A 4,028-nucleotide genomic window follows, 5' to 3' on the forward strand; every position below is an offset into this window, starting at 1 on the left:
TAGACACCCTTGGCTGCAAGGATTACAAATTAGACAAGATTCTGCAAGTTTTGCTCCATTGAAAGTATGAATATTCAACTAAAGAAGGTTCCATTTAACATAATGGTTGTTATACGAAATTTGAGAAAAACATTGATAAAGTACTACTATGTAGTACAATAAAATTACTACATAGTAGTAGATAGTATGGAAGCTTGATGTATACAATATGCGAAACATCTTTGTTCAGTAAGTTTTATTCAGACTATTGGACAGAAAAAGAATACAACGAGTTTAAAATTTTTCTTGCTTCCAATCCTGAAGTTGGTGATGTAGAACCTAACTCAGGAGGAATACGTAAAGTTCGTTGGGGATCTGGTAAGACAGGTAAAAGCGGTGGAGTCAGAGTAATCTATTACAACCGTCTAGCTAATGGACAAATATGGTTACTTACCATTTATGGGAAATCTGCTGTTGATCAACTCGATAAAAAAGTACTACGTGCTTTAGTGGAGAAGTTAAATGAATCGCTCAAATGATATTGTAAGCCGTGATGCTGAACGAGATATTGGTGCTGAATTACTTATGGCAGTAGATGAAATGCTTGCCAATGCTCCAGTCAAAACTTATACCATTACTCAGACTGATGTCGCTTTAGCTCGCCAAAAATCAGAGTTAAGCCAACGTGAATTTGCCGAAACTTTAGGTGTATCTGTGCGTACTTTGGAAAGTTGGGAACAAGGTGTACGTAAACCATCTAAAGCAGCACAATCCTTAATTAAGCTGTTTATCAAAGATCCTTCTTTTGTTAGAGAAGCTCTTAGCTAATTAAAAAATATAGTAAAAATGGGAGCTAAAGGCTCCCATTTTTGACTTCGAATAACGTGTATTATGTTAATTTTAGGAAATCTTAGTCTTTAGCTAACATAATCTTCAGTTGATATTACTTGAGCATATGCAAATTCAAAAGCGGCCATTAATGTTGCATGGACATGACCAGCAGGTACTTTAACGCCATTAAATTCCAAGTCTAGTGTTGCACAAGCATCATGTATCACTTTTACCTTATAACCAAAATCAGAAGCAGCACGAACAGCAGCATCAACACACATATGCGTCATAGCACCAATCACGACTAACTCAGTCACTTGATTGCTATCTAAAATTTCTTTGAGATTCGTGTTTAAGAACGCATTGATGTGATTTTTAATGATCACAGATTCATCTTCTTGCGGCTTAACTGTGTCCTGAAATTCAATACCATTTGAGCTAGGTTCAAATATAGGAGATTCAGCATCAGCAATATGTTGGACATGAATCACTTGAGTACCCTGTTGACGGGCTTTCGCAATTACTTTCACTGCATTAGCAGCAGCTTGTTCAATATTTACCAATGGTAATTTACCTGTAGGTAGATATTCATTTTGTAAGTCGATAACTAATAAAGCTGATTTTGACATATCTGTTCCTTTACTTAACTAATATTTGTTTTGTTCTACTTAGGTTTTTAAAGAAGTGGAAGTATTCCATTTCTTTAAGTTACTTTAGAAAGAAAGTGTTTCACCATCGATAGGAATTAAAACCTTATCTTGAATTCCTTTGTCTTTTACATATTCTGCAAGCTGAGCACGTGTTACCGACATGTGGTTAATGGCATCCATGTGAACAGCAATAACTTTGGCATTTGGTGCTTTCTGAGTTGCGCGATAAGTATCTTCTTTACCCATAATAATGGATTCTTTAAAGCCATTAACCAAGGCGTTACCTGTATTCAATACAATCACATCAGGTTTAAATGTTTGAATCGCTTGATCAACTTCAGAACGCCAGATGGTATCACCAGCTACATAAACCATTTCATGGCCCGCAGCTTCAAATACCACACCCATTGCTTCGCCTAATCCAGCTTTAAGCTTAGGAATACGGTACATGGCATCAGTACCGTGTTGACCACCAGTTTTAGTGAGCTTAATCCCTTCAAAAGTTGCTTGCGTTAATACACGAACATCTTTGAAGCCTTGTGACTGAATGACTTTTTGGTCTTCTGTATTTTGTACAAACAAAGGCATGTTTTTCGGAATAGTCGCTTGTGCTGCATCATCCCAATGATCTAAATGTGTATGGGTCACGATTACCGCATCTACACCTTCTAAAATCGTTTCAGGCTTAATAGGCAAATCGACTAATGGATTCCGTAAATAGCTACGATGAGTATCAGGAAAACCTTCATAGAACCCTTTTTTAGCAAACATTGGGTCAATTAAAAAAGTCGTATCAGCATAGGTTACTTTAATCGTTGCATTGCGAATTTCTTGTATATGCGTCACTTTAGAGGTATCTCGCTGAACCACTTTATCATTCGCATATAAATGGACTGAAGCCATTGCCAGAGAGAGTGCAATAACAGAGCTACTTAAAATTTTATTCATGTTCTAGATCCAATCATTTAGTCATACTTGAATCATGATAGAAATCATCAAACAAAAAAATTGTCCTTAAGGACAATCATCGAAACTATTGGGACAACATGCTATATTTATTATTTTAGAGAGGTAGATCGAATGGCTATACCAGTGATTGGATTGTTCGTTTATCCCAATATAAATCCATTTCACTTCTCTATCCCCCATATCATTTTCAATATCAAGATTGAAGATAAACGCTTATTTGATCTGAAAATTTTTTCTATAGATGGCCAGCCCGTAACAACAGAACAGTCTATGATGATTATCCCTGATGGTGGGGTCGAGCTCATTAAAGAGTCGGATCTTATTATTATTCCTGGGTGGGATGATTTTAATCACGAGCCTGAACAAGTACTTATCGATGCCCTAAATTGTGCATATCAGACTGGAATTAGAATTGTAGGGTTATGCTATGGAACTTATGCACTGGCATATGCTGGTTTACTTGACCATAAAAAAGCAGCTACGCACTGGATGGCTGAACAAGATTTCAGTGAGCGGTTTCCACAGGTTCAACTTGATCATGATGCCCTGTATGTAGAAGACCAAAGGATTGTAACCTCTGCTGGAACAGGTGCAGCATTAGACTGCTGCCTATATTTGGTACGAGAAATCTATAATGCACGAATTGCGAATAAAGTCTCTAGAGTAATGGTGATCCCGCCTCACCGTGAAGGTGGGCAAGCTCAGTTTATTGAACAGCCAGTCGCAGAATCGAGCCAAGATGCACAAATTAATGTATTACTTGATTTTTTAAGAAAGAATTTAGCTTTACAACATAATATTGAAAGCCTCGCTGAACGGACACATATGACACGCAGGACGTTCACACGGCATTTTAAGAAAGCGACAGGCATGACCCTAGTCGATTGGCTGAATACTGAAAGAATCAGATTAAGTTGTGAACTTTTAGAAACGACAAACTTGTCTATCGAAAAGATAACCGAGCTTTCAGGTTTTAATAATACCGTGTCATTTAGAAAAAATTTTCGTGAAAAATATGGCACCAGCCCTCAGGCATGGAGAAAAGCTTTTGGGATCATTAATGAAAATAATCCACCCATTTAACATAATGGCGATTATACGAAGTACACCTGTATATTAATATTTAAATCAATAACTTAAAATTTTAGTCATGACTAAGAAAAGGCAAAAAATCGGCTTTTGTAATAAGTTGGTGAGTTTTTAAGCGAATCTGTAACATTTCGCCAGTAAATTTGATTAAAAAACGATCGATTTAGCAATCAGCGCCCATTTCATCGGCTTCTAGGATCCGAAACTATCCCCAATTGCTGTGGATAAAATTTAGGCTATTTTGTACGCCTGGGCTTACGTAAATTCTGGTTCTTTACGGCTGTCCAGGATAGGTGAATTTTCCTATGATGAAGCCATAGAGAACAGGATGTTCCAAACAACAAGAATAAGAAAGATCGCACCAGGAACGTGAGGTAAGACAGGAGTCATACTTAGCAACCCAATATGAAAAACCCCGGCAGGATAATCTGCACCCCGAAAGTTGGACACTCTTAGTCTAATTTGAAGGGTGCTTTTTAATGGCTAAATATTCTCAAGAATTTAAATTAA

The 4,028-nt window shown here is 37.1% G+C and carries 5 protein-coding genes; 3 read left to right on the top strand and 2 right to left on the bottom strand.

Features of this window, described 5'->3' with window-relative positions; translation table 11 throughout:
* Positions 1 to 197: 197 nt before the first annotated feature.
* Positions 198 to 518 carry a hypothetical protein gene (locus NI462_RS14730; RefSeq protein WP_005020911.1) on the top strand — a complete coding sequence of 107 codons (321 nt, stop codon included), beginning with the start codon at positions 198 to 200 and terminating at the stop codon, positions 516 to 518.
* The gene (locus NI462_RS14735; RefSeq protein ID WP_005020909.1) at positions 502 to 807 is read left to right on the top strand and encodes a helix-turn-helix domain-containing protein; all 306 of its coding nucleotides are present in this window, start codon (positions 502 to 504) and stop codon (positions 805 to 807) included. The genes NI462_RS14730 and NI462_RS14735 overlap by 17 nt, the downstream gene beginning before the upstream one ends.
* An 89-nt stretch (positions 808 to 896) precedes the next feature.
* Here the strand turns inward: NI462_RS14735 and NI462_RS14740 are convergent, their stop codons facing one another.
* Together NI462_RS14740 and NI462_RS14745 are read right to left on the bottom strand one after the other, a co-directional pair.
* Positions 897 to 1,439 carry a cysteine hydrolase family protein gene (locus NI462_RS14740; protein ID WP_004637127.1) on the bottom strand — a complete coding sequence of 181 codons (543 nt, stop codon included), beginning with the start codon at positions 1,437 to 1,439 and terminating at the stop codon, positions 897 to 899.
* 84 nt (positions 1,440 to 1,523) lie between these two features.
* On the bottom strand, positions 1,524 to 2,408 hold the full coding sequence (locus NI462_RS14745) for an MBL fold metallo-hydrolase (RefSeq protein WP_178929016.1): 885 nt from the start codon (positions 2,406 to 2,408) through the stop codon (positions 1,524 to 1,526).
* A gap of 132 nt (positions 2,409 to 2,540) precedes the next feature.
* Here NI462_RS14745 and NI462_RS14750 point away from each other — a divergent pair, with 132 nt between their 5' ends.
* Entirely contained in the window at positions 2,541 to 3,512 is a 972-nt protein-coding gene (locus NI462_RS14750; RefSeq protein ID WP_004976500.1) for a GlxA family transcriptional regulator, read from the top strand.
* Positions 3,513 to 4,028 lie beyond the last annotated feature (516 nt).

Origin of the sequence: Acinetobacter lwoffii, from assembly GCF_024129715.1 — a bacterium.
Taxonomy (GTDB): domain Bacteria; phylum Pseudomonadota; class Gammaproteobacteria; order Pseudomonadales; family Moraxellaceae; genus Acinetobacter; species Acinetobacter lwoffii_U.